The organism is Anaerobacillus sp. ABA4_114 (assembly GCF_056159065.1).
Genome location: NZ_JBSWUM010000001.1, coordinates 2,330,273 through 2,347,520, shown reverse-complemented (window position 1 = coordinate 2,347,520; position 17,248 = coordinate 2,330,273). Strand labels below are relative to the sequence as shown.

The following is a 17,248-nucleotide window of genomic DNA, read 5'->3' as shown; positions in this document are numbered from 1 at the left end:
CAAACCGGAGGTGGCTGAATTGCCTTTAACACCATTAGATATTCATAACAAAGAATTTACTCGCGGATTCCGCGGTTATGATGAAGATGAGGTAAATGAGTTTTTAGATCAAGTCATTAAAGATTACGAAACTGTTATCAGAGAAAAGAAAGAGCTAAATGAGAGAGTAAAGATCCTAGAAGAAAGACTAGGACACTTCTCAAACCTTGAGGAAACATTGAACAAATCGATTCTTGTCGCTCAAGAAACGGCTGAAGAAGTAAAGCAGAGTGCAACGAAAGAATCCCGTTTGATCCTAAAAGAAGCGGAAAAGAACGCTGACCGCATCATCAATGATTCGTTAGCTAAAGCGAGAAAGATCTCACTCGAAAATGAAGAATTGAAAAAGCAAGCTTCCGTTTACCGCACACGTTTCCGTATGCTTGTCGAAGCGCAGCTCGAGATGCTGACGAATGAAGACTGGGACGGGCTGGCTGCTCGTTTTGATGAAGAAGAAGAGCATATTCAAGAAAACGCATAAGGTAAACTTTTAACATTTATTTCGCATTTTCTTGACTTATTAAAATTGAATACACTATACTTTTGATATACTTTAATGGAAGTTGGTCCTACAACTGGATTAACATCTTCAATCAAAAGCACATAGACATAAGAAATGGTCTAAGCTGTTTCTTACAAAATAATGATTAAGAACGACTGCGATGGGAAGAGTAACTGGTTACACTTAACAAAGCGAGCTGGGGGTGGTGTGAGCCTAGCGTTAAGCAACCGGTGAAGATCACCCCTGAGTCCCGAGCTGAACATAAAGTAAGCCCCGGCGTATCATTCACGTTACGAATGCAAAGTGAGCACATTGTGTGCTTAAGTTGGGTGGTACCACGGGAAAACCTTCTCGTCCCTATAGGGATGAGAAGGTTTTTTTATGTTATTAAGGAAATGCAGCGTACGATATTGAAGGAGGAAGGACATGAGCTTTAAAGAAACACTATTGATGCCAAAAACGAAGTTCCCAATGCGCGGTAATCTGCCAAACAAAGAACCTGATATGCAAAAAGAATGGGAAGAAAACAACCTTTATGAGAAAGTACAGGAAAGAACGAAGGATCGTCCTCTTTTTGTATTGCATGATGGCCCTCCATACGCAAATGGAGACATCCATATCGGTCACGCAGAAAACAAAGTATTGAAAGACATGATTGTTCGTTACAAATCCATGAACGGATTTCATGCACCGTATGTTCCAGGTTGGGATACTCACGGTCTTCCGATCGAGCAAGCACTTACGAAAAAAGGTGTGGATCGAAAGAAGTTAACAGTAGCTGAATTCCGTAAGAAGTGTGAAGAATATGCGCTAAAGCAAGTTGATCGTCAGCGTGAGCAGTTCAAACGCCTTGGTGTTCGCGGAGACTGGGATAACCCTTATATCACACTGAACAAAGGGTACGAAGCGCAGCAGATCAAAGTGTTTGGCGAAATGGCGAAGCGTGGATATATCTACAAAGATAAGAAAACTGTTTACTGGTCTCCTACTTCAGAATCAGCGCTAGCTGAAGCTGAAATCGAATACCAGGACAAACGCTCTCCATCCATCTATGTTGCTTTCCAAGTTAAGGATGGAAAAGGCGTACTAAACGGAGATGAGAAGTTCATCATCTGGACAACGACCCCTTGGACAATTCCTTCAAACCTTGGGATCGCACTCAATGCTTCATTTGAGTATAGTGTTGTTGAAGCTGATGGAAGCAAGTACATCGTCGCTACAGAATTAGTTGACCAACTTAAAGAAGAGTTTGAATGGAATACAGTGAATGAACTAAATCGCGTAAAAGGAAGCGAGCTTGAATACGTTACAGCACAGCATCCTCTATATGATCGTGAGTCCCTTGTCATTATTGGTGATCATGTCACGCTTGATGCTGGTACTGGTTGCGTTCATACAGCACCTGGACACGGTGAAGATGATTATGCAATCGGAAGAAAATACAAGCTCGATATCTTGTGCCCAGTAGATGAGAAGGGTGTTTTCACGAATGAAGCGCCAGGTTTTGAAGGCTTGTTCTATGATAAAGCAAACAAGCCGATCACTGAAAAGCTTGAAGAAGCTGGAGCTCTAGTAAAGCTTTCATTCTTCACACACTCCTATCCACACGACTGGCGTACGAAGAAGCCGATCATCTTCCGTGCAACTGAGCAGTGGTTTGCTTCAATCAAGCAGTTCCGACCTGAACTTCTGCAAGCTGTTGCGGATGTAGAATGGTTCCCGACTTGGGGAGAGCTTCGTCTTCACAACATGGTGAAAGACCGTGAAGATTGGTGTATTTCTCGCCAGCGCGCATGGGGTGTTCCGATCCCAGTCTTTTACGGTGAGAACGATGAGCCGATCTTAACAGACGAAACAATCGAGCATGTCTCAGAGCTATTCCGTCAGCACGGTTCAAACATCTGGTTTGAATGGGATGCGAAAGAGCTATTACCAGAAGGGTTTACGTCTGAACACAGCCCGAATGGTACGTTCCGTAAAGAAATGGACATTATGGACGTTTGGTTTGATTCTGGTTCTTCCCATCAAGCAGTGCTTGAAGAGCGCAGCGACCTTGCGCGACCTGCAGATTTATATCTAGAAGGATCTGACCAGTACAGAGGCTGGTTCAACTCTTCTCTTTCTACTTCTGTCGCAGTAACGGGTAAAGCACCTTACAAAGCAGTGCTGAGTCACGGGTTTGTTCTTGACGGAGAAGGTAAAAAGATGAGTAAATCACTTGGAAACGTAATGGTTCCAAACGACGTGATGAAGCAGCTCGGTGCAGACATCTTACGTTTATGGGTATCTTCTGCTGACTATCAGGCTGATGTTCGTGTCTCAAATGAGATTCTCAAGCAAGTAGCAGAAGTGTATAGAAAGATCCGTAACACGTTTAGGTTCATGCTCGGAAACCTAGAAGGCTTTGATCCAGCTCTTAACAGTGTTTCCTATGAAAACCTTAGTGAGCTCGATCAATACATGCTCGTGAAGTTGAATAACGTTGTGACGAAAGTAAAGAAAGCATATGATGAGTATCAGTTCTTAACAGTTTACAATACCATTCATAACTTCTTTACTACAGAGATGAGCTCATTCTATCTTGATATCGCGAAAGATACGCTATATATCGAGCACGAAGACCATCCGAAGCGCCGAGCGATTCAAACGGTCCTTTATCAAACGGCTGTTGCATTGACGAAGCTACTATCACCGATCATCCCACATACTGCTGAAGAAGTATGGCAGTTTGTACCGGGTGAAAAAGAAGAGTACGTTCAGCTTTCTGACATGCCTGAAGTGAAGAACTTCGAAGGAACTTCTGAACTTGAAAGCAAGTGGGATTACGTGATGGACCTACGTGATGAAGTTCTAAAGGCACTAGAAGAAGCACGTAACGAAAAGAAAATCGGGAAGTCCTTAACAGCTCAGCTTCATATCTATGCGGATGGTGAAGCGAAAGAACTTCTTGATGGCATCGATAACCTCGATAAGCTCTTGATCGTTTCTGCAGCATCCGTTGCAGGAAGTAAATCTGAAGCTCCATCGGAAGCAAAGAATTACGAAGAGCTAGCGATCATGGTTTCCCCTGCAGAAGGCGAAACGTGTGAACGTTGCTGGAGAGTAACAGAGACTGTAGGACAAGATGAAACGTATCCTACTCTTTGCGTAGATTGTGCTGAAACTGTAAAAAATCATTATTAATAGTAAAAAGCGCTTTGCTGAATGCAAAGCGCTTGATTTATTTATGAACAGTTATTTGAGCTACCACGTTACTTTTAATTGAATTCATTCATGAGCAAAGGGCTTATGGTTCCTGCTCAGATTCACAGAAATGGCGGTCAGCTCAAATTATACTCCAGCTACTGTTATTGCGTTCCCGATACCCTGAGCACTTTGCACCATGCAAAGCGTTTACGGTTAACGTTCACATTGTACAGGAATGAATCCTGTGCTAAACTTTCATAGGAAGTATCATTCGATCGGGGGAGCGCACGTGTGGAAATATTTAATAGCCATTGGCATAGTTATACTAGATCAATGGACCAAATGGCTTGTTGTTAAAAATATGGAATATGGAGAGTCGATCAAACTCATCAACGACTTTCTCTATCTGACTTCACATCGAAATAGAGGAGCTGCGTTTGGCATCCTTCAAGGTCAGATGATTTTCTTTTACATTATTACGGTTATTGTGATTGTCGCTGTTTTATACTATATGAATCAATATAAACACAGCAAGTTCGTCAGTGTTACCCTTGCTTTAATATTAGGCGGTGCAGTGGGGAACTTTATCGATCGTGTCTTTAGAGGAGAAGTCGTAGATTTTGTTAACACGTATATCTTCTCGTATGACTTTCCGATTTTCAATGTTGCGGATGCTTCACTCGTTGTAGGGGTCATTCTCATCTTTATCGGGACGATATTTGAAAGTAAGCAAGCTGAAGGAGATAAGTAATGGAAAAGTTCGTTTTTACAGTAAGTACTGAAAATAAAGGCCAGAGGATCGATAAAGTGATACCGACATTCGATCAAGACTGGTCTCGTAGCCAGGTTCAAACCTGGATCAAAGAAGAACAAGTTCAGGTGAACGGTGAAGTTGTGAAAGGAAACTACAAAGTTTCGGAGAACGATGAAATCGTTGTGAGCGTCCCTGAACCAGAAACGCTCGAAGTTGTACCTGAAGATCTTGACTTAGATATCGTATATGAAGATCAAGATGTTTTAGTCGTCTACAAACCTAGAGGAATGGTCGTACATCCTGCACCAGGACATCCAAGCGGAACGCTTGTAAACGGATTGATGCACCAAGTTCGTGATTTAAGTGGAATCAACGGCGTGATTAGACCAGGGATCGTTCATCGAATCGATAAGGACACTTCTGGGTTGCTCATGGTCGCTAAGAATGATCATGCACATGAATCACTCGTTAAGCAGCTTCAAGCGAAAACGGTGAATCGTCGTTATAAAGCCATTGTACACGGGAACATTCAGCACGATGTCGGTACCATCGATGCACCGATCGGTCGAGACAAGCAGGATCGCCAGAAGATGACCGTTACAGATGAGCATAGCCGAGATGCAGTTACGCATTTTAAAGTGTTAGAGCGTTATGATCACTATACTTACGTAGAGTGCCAGCTTGAAACAGGCCGTACTCATCAAATCCGTGTTCATATGAAATACATCGATCATCCTGTTGCAGGGGATCCTAAATATGGACCAAGAAAAAAAACGTTGCCGATCGATGGACAAGCGTTACATGCTGGTGTATTAGGTTTCAAGCACCCTGTGACTGAAGAGTGGCTCGAGTTTTCTCGGGAAGTTCCTGAAGATATGGAAAAGCTGTTAATGCGTTTAAGAAGATAAAAAGCGGTTGACAGGTTTTCACGGCTCTGCCATACTACATGTAGACAATATAGCAATCCTTTAACGATGGTCCCGTGAGGCTACAAAGGAAAAACGGCTATGTACGTAACGTGTGTTTCGTATGCCCAAAACCCTTTTGCCTCCATGGCAAAAGGGTTTTTTAGTGACGTTGGACTAAAGCAGTTAAGCTGAAAGGAAGAGACGAATGGAAGATAAGAGGGTTTTACTCGATGATCAAGCGATTCGAAGAGCGTTAACAAGAATTGCTCATGAAATCATTGAACGAAATAAAGGGATCCAACATGCGATGCTCGTTGGGATCAAAACAAGAGGAATCTATTTAGCGGAGCGTTTAGCTGAGCGCATCGAACAAATCGAAGGCTCGAGCATACCGGTAGGAGAAATCGATATTACGATGTACCGTGACGACCTTTCATTAAAACATGAAAATCAAGATCCGAAGATTAAAGGCACAAGTATTGAGAGTGCTGTTACTGATCAAAAAGTCATCCTAGTCGATGATGTTCTTTTCACAGGGCGAACTGTTCGAGCAGCGATGGACGCCTTGATGGATCTAGGCAGACCTTCTCAGATTCAGCTAGCTGTTCTAGTCGATCGTGGTCATAGAGAGCTTCCGATCCGACCGGATTATGTGGGAAAGAATGTTCCAACTTCGAAGGAAGAAATTATTGAGGTTGCACTAACAGAAGTAGATGATTTCGATAGAGTAAGCATTAAACACGCTAAGTAAAAACCAATAACGTGCTCCCTTTAAGGTAGTCCAGAGAGACAGCCAAGGGAGGAGACGCTGTTCGATCAGGACACGCGTGTACCTCCTTGCGGCTAAGCAAGGAGGTTTTTTATACCTCCTTCTAGCCGGGACGCACATCCGAGGAGGAAATAACGATGAAACATGAATTAGGAATCAGAGAAGTACCAAAAACAACAACGTGGGTAACATTAAGTCTTCAGCATTTATTCGCAATGTTCGGTGCTACGATACTCGTCCCGTTCTTAGTAGGACTTGATCCAGCAGTAGCACTCGCATCTAGTGGTCTTGGAACCCTCTCTTATCTACTGATTACGAGGGGGAAGATCCCAGCATATCTAGGATCATCGTTCGCATTCATCGCGCCTATCATTTCAGCCGTATCACTAGGGGGACCTGAAGGGGCGATGATTGGGACGTTTTTCGCTGGTATTGTTTACGGAATCGTAGCCATTGCGATTCGAGCAGCAGGTTTAAACTGGCTTTTGAGACTGCTACCTCCGATCGTCGTTGGTCCTGTCATCATGGTGATTGGTCTTGGCCTTGCAGGTACTGCCATCAGCATGGCGATGAACAATCCTGAAACGGAAGCTTATAGCGGCATTAACTTCACAGTGGCTCTTGTCACGCTTGGTGTTACGATTTTAGCATCGATCTTCCTAAGAGGATTTTTAAGCCTTATTCCAATCTTGATCGGTATCGTTTCAGGATATACGTTCGCTTATTTTGTAGGTCTCGTTGATTTCAGTCCAGTAAGAGAAGCATCGTTTTTCGAGGTGCCAGACTTCATTATTCCTTTCGCAGATTATAACCCAGCACAAGTCTTTTCTTGGGAAATTCTCTTCGTCATGGTTCCGATCGCAACGGTAACGATCGCTGAGCACATCGGTGACCAGATGGTATTAAGTAAAGTAGCGGGGCGTAATTTCTTGAAAACACCAGGTCTCCATCGATCGATTCTTGGTGATGGTGTTGCGACAATCATCGCTTCATTGCTAGGCGGGCCACCAAATACAACATATGGTGAAAATATAGGCGTTCTTGCGATCACTCGAGTATTCAGCGTGTTTGTTATCGGAGGAGCTGCAGTTCTAGCACTAATCTTCGGCTTTATCGGCAAGGTCTCAGCTCTTATCTCTACCATTCCGACGGCGGTAATGGGTGGCGTTTCGATCTTACTCTTCGGGATCATCGCTTCATCTGGTCTCAGAATGCTGATCGATAACAACATCGATCTAGGTGAAAAACGAAACTTGATCATCTCATCCGTCATCTTGGTCATTGGGGTTGGAGGAGCGTTTATCCAGGTAACTGAAGACTTACAAATCGCAGGAATGGCGCTCGCGACGATCATCGGTATCGTTTTAAACCTTATTCTCCCTGGTGGTACTACGCAGGAATCGATTGAGAATATGTTTGAAGAGCAAAATGATCATACAGCTGCATAGTTACATCCTTTAAAAAGGTACAGAGAGACCTAAAAGGGTGAGAAAAAGGCGCGAGATCTATCGCGTCAACTTTCCTACACCCTGAATCTGTTCAGGGTGTTTTTTTGTGAAGTTACTTATGTAGAAAAATAGAGGAGTGATAGGATGAAGCATTTACTCGATATGCAATCGATCGAACCGGGTGACATCGAAGACCTTCTTCATATGGCAGAACGCTTCCGGTTAGGTAAAGAAACCATAGAGTACCCTACTGTTTTTATTGCGAATTTGTTCTTTGAACCATCGACGAGAACACGTTTTAGTTTTGAAGTCGCACAGAAGCGACTAGGATGCCACACATTAAACTTTGAAGCTGCGGGCTCGAGCGTGCAAAAAGGTGAGAGCCTGTATGACACGATTAAAACGTTAGAAGCAATAGGCGCAAAAGCAGCTGTAATCCGTCACCCAAAAGAAAGATATTTCGAGTCTTTATTAGAAAGAACATCACTATCGATCATTAATGCTGGAGATGGATGTGGACATCATCCTACACAATCACTACTAGATCTATTGACGATCAAGCAAGAGTTCGGTTCGTTCAGGGGATTGCGAGTTGTTATCGCTGGTGATATCAAGCATAGTCGTGTGGCAAGGTCCAATGCATATGTCCTGACGAGACTTGGTGCCCTCGTCTCATTCTCAGGACCAGAGGCTTGGCGCGATGATTCGATCGGAGCATATCCATACATCACGATGGATGAAGCAGTAAGAGAAGCTGACGTTGTGATGCTCCTTCGAATCCAAAATGAGCGCCATCATCAACAGACGAACGAAAACGCCTCTTATCTCGCTGATCATGGTCTTACAGTAGAGCGTGAAAAGAACATGAAGCGAAACAGCATTATCATGCATCCTGCTCCTGTAAATCGAGGGGTTGAAATCGATACATCATTAGTAGAATGTGACCGCTCACGTATCTTTAAGCAAATGGAGAACGGCGTTTATGTCCGTATGGCTGTCCTTAACCGAGTCCTTCACTCCAATAAGAAAGGAATGTATGTGTAATGATCATAAAAAATGCCTTGCTAGTAAATGAAACTGGTAATCTTGAAAAACGTGACGTTCTTATTTCAGAAGAAGGAAAGATTGAGAGGATATCAGAGTCGATCGAAACTGACCACAATGAGTTCGATGCAAAAGAAATGCTGCTTGTTCCTGGGCTTGTGGATCTGCACGTTCATCTAAGAGAACCTGGTGGTGAGCATAAAGAGACGATCGAAACTGGAACGAAAGCAGCCGCGAAAGGCGGATTCACAACGATTGCTGCGATGCCGAACACAAGGCCTGTGCCTGACCAAGCATCAACGATGACCGACCTGATGAAGCGAATCGAGAAGGGAAGCGTCCGTGTTCTGCCGTATGGTTCAATCACAGTGAGGCAGCTTGGGGAGGAGTTAACAAACTTTGAAGGCTTACGAGCATCAGGGGCTTTCGCTCTAACTGACGATGGTGTAGGCGTACAAAACGCAAACGTGATGTTAGATGCAATGAAGCGCGCTGCATCAGCTGGCCTATCGATCGTAGCACACTGTGAAGAAAACACGTTAATAAACAAAGGTAGCGTTCATGAAGGCAAGTTTTCAGAGCAATATGACCTGAATGGCATCCCTTCTGTTTGTGAATCAGTACATATTGCTAGAGATGTGCTCCTCGCAGAAGCAGCAGGAGCGCACTATCACGTGTGTCATATCAGTACGAAAGAGTCTGTCCGCACAGTACGTGACGCGAAGCGAGCAGGCATCCATGTTACTGCAGAAGTAACACCACATCACCTACTACTTTGTGAAGATGATATTCCTGGTCTCGATACGAATTACAAAATGAATCCGCCCCTTCGTTCCAAGGAAGATCAGAAAGCCCTGATCGAAGGACTTTTAGATGGCACGATCGATTTCATTGCAACGGACCATGCGCCTCATGCTGAAGATGAAAAAGCAACATCGATGGAAAAGGCGCCTTTTGGGATCGTAGGACTCGAAACAGCATTTCCGCTTTTATACTCGAACTTTGTTGAAAAAGGAACGTTTACGTTAAAACAGCTTGTTGATTGGTTAACCGTTAAGCCTGCTGAAGCTTTTGGTCTGCCGCATGGCACTCTTAAAGAAGGGGTGGCTGCAGATATTACGCTGATCGATCTGAATAAAGAAGAGCAGATCGACCCTGATACGTTTGTTTCGAAAGGAAGAAATACGCCGTTCAAAGGCTTGAAATGCAAAGGATGGCCAGCGATGACACTTGTAAATGGAAAAAAGGTTTTTGAGAAAGGGAGCGATCACGAATGAAAAGACAGTTGATTCTTGAAGATGGTTCGATCTTTGTTGGCAAAGCGTTTGGAAGTGAAATCGAAAAAAGTGGAGAAGTTGTTTTTAACACTGGCATGACTGGTTATCAGGAAATATTATCTGACCCATCCTACTGTGCGCAAATCGTTACCCTTACGTACCCGCTAATTGGAAACTATGGGATTAACCGAGATGATTTTGAATCGATCAATCCATCCGTACACGGCTTGATCGTAAAAGAAGCAACGAAAGCGCCAAACTATTGGCGAAATGAGATGACGATCGATGAGCTTTTAAGGATCAAAGGCATCCCTGGCCTCGAAGGCATCGACACAAGGAAGTTAACAAAGCTAATTCGTGCGAACGGAACGATGAAAGGAAAGCTTTGTTCGATGGACGTGGATACGAATAAAATTATTGAAGATTTAAGAAACACACCACTTAAGCGGAATCAGGTTGAACAAGTTTCCATCAAAGCACCATATGCTAGTCCTGGGCGAGGGTACCGAATCGTTCTAGTTGATTTCGGAATGAAGCATGGCATCCTTCGTGAACTAACGAAGAGAAAATGTGATGTTGTCGTAGTTCCTTACCATACGTCAGCAGAAGAAATCCTAAGGTTGAACCCAGATGGAATCATGCTCAGTAACGGACCTGGAGATCCAAAGGATGTGCCTGAAGCGATCGAGATGATCAACGGTGTGCTTGGTAAAATTCCACTGTTCGGAATATGTCTTGGTCACCAGTTATTTGCGCTAGCTTGTGGAGCAGATACTGAAAAAATGAAATTCGGCCATAGAGGTTCAAACCACCCTGTTATGGAGATCAACACAGGAAAAGTGGCGATCACGTCTCAAAATCACGGCTACACGGTTTCCGCTGCTACGCTTGCTCATACAGAACTCGTCGTTACTCATAAAGCCATCAATGACGACACGATCGAAGGCGTGAAGCATAAACAGCATTCTGCTTTTAGTGTGCAGTATCATCCAGAAGCATCACCTGGACCTGAAGATTCAAACGAATTGTTCGATGACTTCATTTCGATGATCACAGCAAATAAGGGGGAAAAAACATATGCCTAAACGTACGGATATTCAAAAGATTCTAGTGATCGGTTCTGGACCGATCGTCATCGGTCAGGCAGCAGAGTTTGATTATGCTGGTACACAAGCTTGTCAGGCATTGAAAGAAGAAGGTTACGAAGTGATACTAGTAAATTCAAATCCAGCTACGATCATGACAGATGCGACGATAGCAGATGAAGTGTACATCGAGCCACTCACATTAGAATTCGTTAGTAAAATTATTAGAAAAGAGCGTCCTGACGCGCTTCTTGCAACGCTTGGGGGACAAACGGGGTTAAACCTAGCAATGGAGTTATCAGAAGCAGGCGTCTTATCCGAATATAATGTAGAACTTTTAGGAACTAGCCTGAATGCGATCCAACAGGCTGAAGATCGTGATCTCTTTAGGGAGTTGATGAGGAAGTTAAATGAGCCTGTTCCTGAAAGTGACATCGTTCATAACCTTGATGAAGCCTATACATTTGTGAAACGAATCGGGTATCCTGTCATCGTTCGACCGGCGTATACGCTTGGAGGCACTGGAGGAGGAATCGTTCATAACGATGAAGAACTCGAAGAAATCGTATCAAGCGGACTGAAGTATAGTCCTGTAACGCAGTGTTTAGTTGAAAAAAGCATCGCTGGCTTTAAAGAAGTTGAGTATGAAGTGATGAGAGATGGTCAGGATCAAGCGATCGTCGTTTGTAATATGGAAAACATCGATCCGGTAGGCATTCATACGGGAGATTCAATCGTTGTCGCTCCGAGTCAAACGCTTTCTGATCGCGACTATCAGATGCTTAGAAACGTAGCCTTAAAAGTGATTCGTGCGCTTCAGATTGAAGGAGGATGTAATATCCAACTAGCTCTTGATCCATATAGCTTTCAATATTACATCATCGAAGTAAACCCTCGGGTTAGTAGATCATCCGCATTAGCTTCAAAAGCGACAGGTTATCCAATCGCAAAGCTCGCTGCAAAAATCGCTGTCGGCTTGTCTCTTTCAGAGATGAAGAATCCTGTAACAGGAAAAACGTATTCAAGCTTCGAACCAGCGCTCGATTATGTCGTAACAAAAATTCCAAGGTGGCCATTCGATAAGTTTGAAAGTGCAAATCGCCGGCTTGGAACACAGATGAAAGCAACAGGCGAAGTGATGGCGATTGGAAGAACGATCGAAGAATCGCTGTTGAAAGCCGTGCGATCACTTGAATCGAACGTCGATCATCTTTTGATACCTTCGATGAGTGATATCAGTGACGAAGAAATGGAAGAACGAATCAGACATGCTGATGATGAAAGAATCTTTGTAATAGCTGAAGCCCTAAGAAGAGGGAAAACGATACAAGAAATTCACGAATGGAGTGCGATCGACTACTATTTCCTCACGAAGTTAGAAGGGATGATTACGCTCGAACAAACACTTACAGAAAATAAAGGGAGCATTGAGCTGTTACGAGAAGCAAAGGAAAAAGGATTTACAGATAGTTTCATCGCACAATTATGGAATGAAGAAGAAAGAGCGATCTATACGCTACGTATGAGAGAAGGGATCGTACCAGTATATAAGATGGTCGATACGTGCGCAGGTGAATTTGAATCTGAAACGCCATACTACTATTCTACTTACGAAGATGAAAATGAATCTGCTAAAACATCAAAAGAAAGCGTACTCGTACTAGGGTCTGGTCCAATCCGAATCGGTCAAGGGATCGAATTTGATTACGCGACCGTTCACAGCGTATGGGCGATCCGTGAAGCGGGATACGAAGCGATTATCATCAACAACAACCCTGAAACCGTATCGACTGACTTCAGTATCTCAGACAAACTGTACTTCGAGCCATTAACTGTCGAAGACGTGATGCATGTGATTGAGCTTGAAAAACCAACGGGAGTTATCGTTCAGTTTGGAGGTCAAACAGCGATAAACCTTGCAGATGAGCTTTCTGCGAGGGGCGTTAAGATCTTAGGAACAAGATTAGAAGATATGGATAAAGCAGAGGACAGAGATAAGTTCGAAGTCACCATGAAGACGCTTGACATCCCTCAACCTGAAGGGAAAACAGCCACTTCAGTCGATGAAGCAGTGGCCGTCGCTTCTACTATTGGATATCCAGTGCTGGTTCGTCCATCCTACGTACTCGGTGGAAGAGCAATGGAGATCGTCTATAAAGAAAGCGAACTTCTGCACTATATGGAGAACGCGGTAAAAGTGAATCCCCAGCATCCCGTGCTGATCGATCGCTACTTGATGGGGAAAGAAATTGAAGTTGACGCGATCTCTGATGGCGACACCGTTTATATCCCTGGAATTATGGAACACATTGAACGAGCTGGCATCCATTCTGGTGATTCCATCGCGGTATATCCACCGCAAAGTCTATCAGAAGAAATCAAACAGACACTCATCGATCAGACGATCAAATTGGCGAGAGGATTAAACATCGTAGGTTTGCTTAATATCCAGTTCGTGATCCAACAAAACAACGTGTATGTTCTCGAAGTGAATCCAAGATCGAGTCGTACGGTGCCATTTTTAAGTAAGATTACAGGTGTACCGATGGCGAACTTAGCAACAAAGGTGATCCTCGGTCAAACGCTAGCACAGTTAGGGTATGAAACTGGCTACGGAGAGGAACGAGACGAAGTGTTTGTAAAAGTGCCTGTATTCTCGTTCGCGAAACTTCGACGTGTCGATATCACACTAGGTCCAGAGATGAAATCGACCGGAGAAGTAATGGGGAGAGACGCGACCCTTGAGAAAGCCTTGTATAAAGGACTTGTTGCATCAGGGATGAACATACCGACGCATGGATCCGTCCTGTTCACGATCGCTGATAAAGACAAAGAAGAGGGAGTAGATCTTGTTAAACGATTCCATGCGATCGGCTACCATATTCTCGCAACTGAAGGTACAGCAGATGTTATTCGTGAGCTCGGAATTCCTGTTACGACAGTCAATAAGATCGGAGCAGAAAAACCAAACTTGTTACACGTGATCCGTGAAGGGCAAGCGCAGTTCGTCATCAATACATTAACGCGCGGGAAGCAACCTGCACGAGACGGCTTCCGGATTCGTCGTGAATCTGTTGAAAACGGAGTAGTATGCTTCACATCGTTAGACACTGCAAGAGCGCTCCTTCGTGTCCTTGAAACGATGACGTTCTCTAGCATCAGCATGCCTAAATTTCATCAAAAAGAAGTGATTCATTCATGAAACAGTTGAAAACGGAGCTTGTGAACCAGCGGAAGATTGCTGCGTCCATCTATGAAGCAGTCCTCTATCATGAAAGCATCGATGATCAGTTCAAACCAGGTCAATTCGTTCATGTGAAAGCTGGAGCTGGTTCAGATCCGCTATTGAGACGACCGATCAGCATCTGTCACGTTGATCCAGAGGAGCATCTTCTTACGATGATCTACCGTGCTGAAGGAAAGGGAACCAACTTATTAAAGAACGAGGTGCCAGGAGCGGTCATCGATATTCTGGGGCCACTCGGAAATGGATTTCCAGTGGACGAAGTTAAAAGTGGTCAAAAAGCGGTACTTGTAGGTGGTGGTATAGGGGTTCCGCCACTTTACTACCTCTCAGAAAAATTAAGAGAAAGAGGCGTGGCAGTTCATCATGTAAATGGGTTTCAATCCAAAGAAAGTGTTTTTTATGAGAAAGAATTTAAGGAACTAGGGCCTCTCACGATTACGACTGCAGATGGGAGCTACGGAGAAAGTGGGTTTGTTACAAGTCAGCTTGACCTTTCATTCGATTATCTTTTTGCATGTGGACCATCACCGATGCTTCAAGCTCTTGAAGCGTATCGATCTAAAGGCAAGGTGTATTTATCCCTCGAACAAAGGATGGGCTGTGGAATTGGTGCTTGTTTAGCATGCGTGTGTCATGTTCATGGATCAGATCTAGCTTATCGAAAGGTTTGCAGTGATGGACCTGTGTTTGAAGCAGGGGAGGTAGTCTTATGAGTCGATTGACGATGGAGTTACCGGGGCTTTCGTTGAAGAACCCCGTGATGCCAGCTTCAGGATGCTTTGGATTTGGCCGTGAATACAGTAAGTTTTATAATCTTGAGAAACTCGGCGCCATCATGGTGAAGGCAACGACACAAGAACCCAGATTCGGTAACCCAACCCCACGAGTCGCTGAGACATCTTCTGGGATGCTGAATGCGATCGGGCTTCAAAACCCAGGTTTAGATAATGTCTTACAATCTGAACTTCCATGGCTTTCCCAATACGATGTTCCCGTGATCGCGAACGTTGCAGGGTCAACGATCGAAGACTATATCGCCGTATCAGAAAAGATTTCTAAAGCAGAGAACGTCCACGCACTCGAACTCAATATTTCGTGTCCGAATGTGAAAGAAGGAGGATTAGCATTCGGGACAGTCGCTGAGACAGCATATGAGGTGACGAAAGAGGTTAAAAAAGTGTCTCGTGTTCCCGTGTATGTCAAGCTTTCTCCTAATGTTACGGACATTGTATCGATCGCAAAAGCAGTTGAAAAAGCAGGTGCTGACGGACTTACGATGATCAATACGCTGCTCGGAATGAGAATCGATTTAAAAACGGGTAAGCCGATTCTTGCGAATGGAGCTGGTGGACTATCAGGACCTGCAATCAAGCCCGTGGCCATTCGTATGATTCATCAGGTCAGTCAAGAAGTGTCGATTCCGATAATTGGAATGGGAGGTATCGAGTCGGCTGAAGACGTTGTCGAGTACTTCTTAGCTGGCGCAAGCGCAGTAGCAGTCGGGACAGCAAATTTCGTTGATCCTTTCTGTTGCCCTACAATCATTGAAGATCTCCCTCCTTTATTAGATAAACTTGGCGTAAATCACATCAATGAATTAATCGGAAGGAGCTGGAAAACCGAATGGACACTTCAATCATCCTCGCGCTAGACTACTCGAATAAAGAAGAGCTAGATACGTTTTTAGAAGAATTCAAGCAAGAGCAATTGTTCGTAAAGGTTGGGATGGAAGCCTATTTCAACTATGGACCGAGATTGATCGAGCGTTTGAAAAGTCAGGGTCACAAAATTTTCCTAGACTTAAAATTACATGATATTCCAAATACAGTTTGTAAGTCGATGAAGGTACTAGCTTCGCTCGACGTGGATTTGATCAACGTGCATGCAAGCGGTGGTAGAAAGATGATGCAAGCCGCTATTGAAGGGTTGGAAATGGGTACCCCTTCTGGGAAAAAACGCCCGTTATGTATCGGTGTTACGCAGTTAACGAGTTCATCTGAAGAGATGATCAAAAAACAGCTAAACATCTCTATGAATATGAAAGATAGTGTCGTTTCACTTGCAAAGCTATCGAAAGAAAGCGGACTCGATGGGGTAGTTAGTTCAGCAATGGAAGTACCTGTCATCAAGGAAGCTTGCGGTAAGAGATTTTTGACCGTTACGCCAGGCATCCGATTAGAAGGTGACCTCGCAGGCGACCAGAATCGTGTGTGCACGCCTTCGAAAGCTAAGATGCTAGGAAGTGATTATATTGTTGTGGGTCGGAGTATCACCGGTTCGAAACGGCCTTTAACAACGTATGAGCGTCTAAAAAAAGAATGGGGGAGTCTTCATGAAGTCAATCGCTAAAGCACTACTCGATATTGAAGCTGTAACCTTAAAGCCAAATGATCCGTTTACATGGTCTTCTGGAATGAGATCCCCGATCTATTGTGATAACAGGCTTACATTATCCTTTCCATCTGTTAGAAAGGAGATAGCTGAAGGTCTTGTAAACTTGATTAAAGAACGCTTTAGAGATGTGGACGTGATCGCAGGAACGGCCACTGCAGGAATTCCTCATGCTGCATGGGTGAGCGAGAAGTTAAATCTTCCTATGGTCTATGTGAGAAGCAGTGCGAAGGGGCATGGAAAAGGAAATGTGATCGAAGGAAAAATAACAAAAGGTGAAAAAGTAGTTGTCATCGAAGACCTCATTTCAACAGGAGGAAGTGCGATCGATGCGGCATCACAATTGAAGAATGCGGGAGCTGAGGTGCTAGGTGTTGCTGCAATTTTCACATATGGGATGAAAAAAGGTGAAGAACATTTCTCTCAACACCAAATCGAATGGCACACGTTAACGAATTTCGATGAGTTATTAACATGTGCAACAGAAACAGGTATGATTAAGGAAAGAGAGGTTCAATCACTGCTGAACTGGCGCGACGATCCTTCTTCAGAAGAGTGGATGGAGCAGTTGAAAAATCTCTCCGTTAATTAGTTGGAG

General features: G+C 44.0%; 14 protein-coding genes and 1 other annotated feature. All 14 genes read left to right on the top strand.

From position 1 onward, the window contains the following. The first annotated feature begins 19 nt into the window (after positions 1–19). The 14 genes from ACXAEY_RS11850 to pyrE all read left to right on the top strand — a co-directional run bounded on the left by ACXAEY_RS11850 (position 20) and on the right by pyrE (position 17,242). Positions 20–520 (top strand): DivIVA domain-containing protein, encoded by a 501-nt coding sequence (locus ACXAEY_RS11850; RefSeq protein ID WP_270181802.1) that lies wholly within the window; start codon positions 20–22, stop codon positions 518–520. A 169-nt stretch (positions 521–689) separates the two neighbouring features. After that, positions 690–903: a binding site (T-box leader), on the top strand. Positions 904–967: 64 nt separating this feature from the next. Continuing rightward, positions 968–3,724 (top strand): isoleucine--tRNA ligase, encoded by a 2,757-nt coding sequence (ileS, locus tag ACXAEY_RS11845; protein WP_474812155.1) that lies wholly within the window; start codon positions 968–970, stop codon positions 3,722–3,724. A gap of 292 nt (positions 3,725–4,016) precedes the next feature. Then, complete coding sequence (lspA, locus tag ACXAEY_RS11840) at positions 4,017–4,478, top strand: signal peptidase II (RefSeq protein WP_270182060.1); 462 nt, start codon at positions 4,017–4,019, stop codon at positions 4,476–4,478. Next, positions 4,478–5,389: an RluA family pseudouridine synthase gene (locus ACXAEY_RS11835; RefSeq protein ID WP_474812154.1), complete on the top strand. Its 912-nt coding sequence runs from the start codon at positions 4,478–4,480 to the stop codon at positions 5,387–5,389. Before lspA ends, ACXAEY_RS11835 begins: the two co-directional genes overlap by 1 nt. A 205-nt stretch (positions 5,390–5,594) precedes the next feature. Continuing rightward, on the top strand, positions 5,595–6,140 hold the full coding sequence (pyrR, locus tag ACXAEY_RS11830) for a bifunctional pyr operon transcriptional regulator/uracil phosphoribosyltransferase PyrR (protein ID WP_270181805.1): 546 nt from the start codon (positions 5,595–5,597) through the stop codon (positions 6,138–6,140). 155 nt (positions 6,141–6,295) lie between these two features. Continuing rightward, complete coding sequence (locus ACXAEY_RS11825; protein WP_474812151.1) at positions 6,296–7,606, top strand: solute carrier family 23 protein; 1,311 nt, start codon at positions 6,296–6,298, stop codon at positions 7,604–7,606. Between the two features lie 144 nt (positions 7,607–7,750). After that, positions 7,751–8,650 carry an aspartate carbamoyltransferase catalytic subunit gene (locus ACXAEY_RS11820; protein WP_474812149.1) on the top strand — a complete coding sequence of 300 codons (900 nt, stop codon included), beginning with the start codon at positions 7,751–7,753 and terminating at the stop codon, positions 8,648–8,650. Continuing rightward, complete coding sequence (locus tag ACXAEY_RS11815) at positions 8,650–9,927, top strand: dihydroorotase (protein WP_474812147.1); 1,278 nt, start codon at positions 8,650–8,652, stop codon at positions 9,925–9,927. The genes ACXAEY_RS11820 and ACXAEY_RS11815 overlap by 1 nt, the downstream gene beginning before the upstream one ends. Next, positions 9,924–11,012 carry a carbamoyl phosphate synthase small subunit gene (locus ACXAEY_RS11810; RefSeq protein ID WP_474812145.1) on the top strand — a complete coding sequence of 363 codons (1,089 nt, stop codon included), beginning with the start codon at positions 9,924–9,926 and terminating at the stop codon, positions 11,010–11,012. The genes ACXAEY_RS11815 and ACXAEY_RS11810 overlap by 4 nt, the downstream gene beginning before the upstream one ends. After that, positions 11,005–14,214: a carbamoyl-phosphate synthase large subunit gene (gene carB, locus ACXAEY_RS11805; RefSeq protein WP_474812143.1), complete on the top strand. Its 3,210-nt coding sequence runs from the start codon at positions 11,005–11,007 to the stop codon at positions 14,212–14,214. The genes ACXAEY_RS11810 and carB overlap by 8 nt, the downstream gene beginning before the upstream one ends. After that, positions 14,211–14,972, top strand: coding sequence for a dihydroorotate dehydrogenase electron transfer subunit (locus tag ACXAEY_RS11800; RefSeq protein ID WP_474812141.1), 762 nt, complete (start codon positions 14,211–14,213; stop codon positions 14,970–14,972). Before carB ends, ACXAEY_RS11800 begins: the two co-directional genes overlap by 4 nt. Beyond that, positions 14,969–15,910: a dihydroorotate dehydrogenase gene (locus ACXAEY_RS11795; RefSeq protein ID WP_474812140.1), complete on the top strand. Its 942-nt coding sequence runs from the start codon at positions 14,969–14,971 to the stop codon at positions 15,908–15,910. Before ACXAEY_RS11800 ends, ACXAEY_RS11795 begins: the two co-directional genes overlap by 4 nt. Further along, the gene (gene pyrF, locus ACXAEY_RS11790) at positions 15,883–16,608 is read left to right on the top strand and encodes an orotidine-5'-phosphate decarboxylase (protein ID WP_474812138.1); all 726 of its coding nucleotides are present in this window, start codon (positions 15,883–15,885) and stop codon (positions 16,606–16,608) included. The genes ACXAEY_RS11795 and pyrF overlap by 28 nt, the downstream gene beginning before the upstream one ends. Further along, positions 16,592–17,242, top strand: a complete 651-nt coding sequence (gene pyrE / locus ACXAEY_RS11785) for an orotate phosphoribosyltransferase (RefSeq protein WP_474812136.1) — start codon at positions 16,592–16,594, stop codon at positions 17,240–17,242. Before pyrF ends, pyrE begins: the two co-directional genes overlap by 17 nt. Positions 17,243–17,248 lie beyond the last annotated feature (6 nt).

Excerpts from the sequence above, each read along its gene's own strand:
- ileS (WP_474812155.1), top strand. The coding sequence starts at position 968 with ATGAGCTTTAAAGAAACACTATTGATGCCAAAAACGAAGTTCCCAATG.
- ACXAEY_RS11835 (WP_474812154.1), top strand. The coding sequence starts at position 4,478 with ATGGAAAAGTTCGTTTTTACAGTAAGTACTGAAAATAAAGGCCAGAGG.
- pyrR (WP_270181805.1), top strand. The coding sequence starts at position 5,595 with ATGGAAGATAAGAGGGTTTTACTCGATGATCAAGCGATTCGAAGAGCG.
- ACXAEY_RS11825 (WP_474812151.1), top strand. The coding sequence starts at position 6,296 with ATGAAACATGAATTAGGAATCAGAGAAGTACCAAAAACAACAACGTGG.
- ACXAEY_RS11820 (WP_474812149.1), top strand. The coding sequence starts at position 7,751 with ATGAAGCATTTACTCGATATGCAATCGATCGAACCGGGTGACATCGAA.
- ACXAEY_RS11815 (WP_474812147.1), top strand. The coding sequence starts at position 8,650 with ATGATCATAAAAAATGCCTTGCTAGTAAATGAAACTGGTAATCTTGAA.
- ACXAEY_RS11810 (WP_474812145.1), top strand. The coding sequence starts at position 9,924 with ATGAAAAGACAGTTGATTCTTGAAGATGGTTCGATCTTTGTTGGCAAA.
- carB (WP_474812143.1), top strand. The coding sequence starts at position 11,005 with ATGCCTAAACGTACGGATATTCAAAAGATTCTAGTGATCGGTTCTGGA.
- ACXAEY_RS11800 (WP_474812141.1), top strand. The coding sequence starts at position 14,211 with ATGAAACAGTTGAAAACGGAGCTTGTGAACCAGCGGAAGATTGCTGCG.
- ACXAEY_RS11795 (WP_474812140.1), top strand. The coding sequence starts at position 14,969 with ATGAGTCGATTGACGATGGAGTTACCGGGGCTTTCGTTGAAGAACCCC.
- pyrF (WP_474812138.1), top strand. The coding sequence starts at position 15,883 with ATGGACACTTCAATCATCCTCGCGCTAGACTACTCGAATAAAGAAGAG.
- pyrE (WP_474812136.1), top strand. The coding sequence starts at position 16,592 with ATGAAGTCAATCGCTAAAGCACTACTCGATATTGAAGCTGTAACCTTA.